Annotated in this window: 1 protein-coding gene; it reads left to right on the forward strand. The window is 73.3% G+C overall.

Features of this window, described 5'->3' with window-relative positions; all coding sequences use genetic code 11:
* On the forward strand, nucleotides 1-2,284 hold a 2,284-nt coding region (locus tag ACFQ36_RS22260; protein ID WP_377017676.1), incomplete at both ends, for a S41 family peptidase.

Here is a 2,284-nt window from a genome sequence, read left to right on the forward strand (position 1 = left end):
GCCACCGCCGTGGTGGTCGCGGACGGACTCCCGCCGCGTGCCGTGCCCGAAGCAGGGGCCCTGGAACCGCACACCGCCGGCGGCATTGACGGCGCCGGGGCCCGTGAAACGGAACTGTCCGGCAGCGTGCCGCTGCGCCGCGTCGACTTCGCCGCGCCCACCCGGGTCAGTGCCATCTGCCCCAGCCCGGACGGTACCTTCGCCGCCGTCGCAACCGAATTCGGCCAGGTGCTGGTGGTGGACGCGGGTACGGGCCGGCTGACCGGGATCGCGGCCACGGACCACGGCGCCGTCGGGGAGCTGGCAGTGTCACCGGACTCGCGCTGGGTGCTGTGGGTCGAGCCGGTCGCCGCCGAAGCCGCCCGTACCCGGCTGCGCCTGGCCCGGGCCACGGGGGAAGGCGAAGTGCTGGACCTGACCGATGGACGCTTCCGCGACCACGGGCCGGCCTTCACTCCCGACGGCAGGTTTGCCGCCTTTCTCTCCGACCGCAGTTTCGACCCGGTCTACGACACCCACCGGTTCGACCTGAGCTTCCCGCAGTCCACGAAGCCGTTCCTGGTGGCGCTGGCCGCCGGCACGCCTTCGCCGTTCGGCCCGGCGGTGCACGGCACCGCACCGGCAGGAGATGCGGACGACGCCGCGGGGACGGGCAGCGCGGGGACCGGCAGTTCGGCTGCCGAGGTTGTCGTCGACCCCGAGCGCATCGCCGAGCGGATCATCGCGCTGCCGGTCCCGCAGGGACGCTACAGCCGGCTCAGCGCCGTGGACGGGGCCCTGCTCTGGCTGGCCACGGACGCCGCCGGCGTGACCGGCGAAGGCCGGGCCAGCCTGGAGGATCCGGCCCAGCCGTACCGGCTCGAGCGCTTCGACCTGGCCCGCCGTGAGGTGTCCACGCTGGTGCCGGCGCTGAATTCGTACGAGGTGTCCGGGGACCGCAAACGCGTCGTCTACATCCACAAGCAGCAGGTCCGGGCCGTGCCCGCCGGCGGCAAGGTCGAGGACGAATCCCCGGACAGCGTGGCGGTGGACCTGGGCCGGATCCGGGTGATGCTGGACCCGCTCAGGGTCTGGCAGCAGGCCTTCGACGAGACGTGGCGGCTGCAGCGGGACTTCTACTGGGATCCGGACATGGCCGGGCTGGACTGGGAAGGCGTCCGGCGGCGCTACCGGCCGCTGGTGCAGCGGTTGGGTTCGCACGACGACCTGGTGGACCTGCTCTGGGAGGTGCACGGCGAGCTCGGCACGTCGCACGCCTATGTGGTGCCGTCCGCGGATGTGGAACCGGGAGCCGGCAGGCAGGGCCTGCTGGGGGCGGACCTGCGGCGCACGGCGGAGGGCTGGGCGGTGCAGTACATCCTGCCGGGCGAGTCCTCGGACCCGCTTGCCCGCTCCCCGCTGGCCGCCCCGGGGGCCGCAGTGCGCAGTGGGGACATCATTGCCGCGGTGGACGGGCTGCCGGTGGCCCCGGTGGCCGGACCGCGCCCGCAGGAGGTCGGCGCCGCCGGCCGGACGGTGGAGCTGACCATCGTCAACGGTCCGGGCGCGGATGAGGGCCTGCAGCGGCGGATTGCCGTGGTGCCGGTCGCCGACGAGGAACGGCTGCGCTACCAGAACTGGGTGGCGGCGAACCGGCGTGCCGTGCGGGCTGCCTCGGAGGGCCGCTTCGGGTACCTGCACATCCCCGACATGGTGGCCCGCGGCTGGTCGCAGCTGCACCGCGACCTGGACGTGGAAACCACCAAGGACGCGCTGATTGTCGATGTCCGGCGCAACCGCGGCGGCCACACTTCGCAGCTGGTCGCCGAGTTGATCGGGCGGAAGGTCACGGCCTGGAACCTGGCCCGCGGCGAGCAGCCCGGCACCTACCCGGCACACGCGCCGCGCGGGCCCGTCGTCGTGCTGACGGACGAATACGCCGGATCCGACGGGGACATCATCACCCAGGTGTGCAAGCTGCGCGGGATCGGCCCGGTGGTCGGCACGCGCACCTGGGGCGGCGTGGTCGGGATCGACAATAAGTTCAAGCTCGCCGACGGCACGGCGGTGACGCAGCCGCGCTATGCCTTCTGGTTCACCCAGGGGATCGGCTGGAACGTGGAGAACTACGGCGTGGATCCGGATATCGAGGTGCCCTACCCGCCGCACGCCTACGCCGCGGGACAGGATCCGCAGCTCGAGCACGGCGTCGGGATCCTCCGGGAGATGCTCGAGGAACTGCCCACGGACCGCCCGCCGGCCCTGGCCGGCCACCCGCCGCTGCGGCCGGGGCCCCTGCCGCCGC

It is taken from the genome of Arthrobacter sp. GCM10027362 (assembly GCF_042679445.1).
Taxonomy (GTDB): Bacteria; Actinomycetota; Actinomycetes; order Actinomycetales; family Micrococcaceae; genus Crystallibacter.